Below are 233 nucleotides of genomic sequence, written 5' to 3'. Positions count from 1 at the left end.
GTCGTCGTCGTCGCCTGGCTGTCGCAATCGACCACCAGCACGCGATAGCCCTGCACCGCGAAATAATGGGCTAGGTGCGTGGTGACGGTCGACTTGCCAACGCCGCCCTTGAAGTTCTGCACGGCGATGACGACCGCGCGCTCGGAGGGCAATTTACCCATCTTGATGCCGAGCTTCTCGCGAATGGCGATCAAATCTTCGACCGTGTAGAATCGGCGTCCGTTGGTGGCCGT

General features: G+C 60.9%; 1 protein-coding gene. It reads right to left on the bottom strand.

Going from position 1 to position 233, the window contains the following annotated elements; all coding sequences use genetic code 11:
• The coding region (locus tag CVH10_RS24760) for a ParA family protein (protein WP_219925130.1) at window positions 1–161 on the bottom strand (161 nt) is incomplete at its 3' end.
• Window positions 162–233: the final 72 nt, after the last annotated feature.

It is taken from the genome of Halomonas sp. ND22Bw (assembly GCF_003011945.1).
GTDB classification, from domain to species: domain Bacteria; phylum Pseudomonadota; class Gammaproteobacteria; order Pseudomonadales; family Halomonadaceae; genus Halomonas; species Halomonas halophila.
This window is presented reverse-complemented; position numbering and strand designations above follow the sequence as displayed.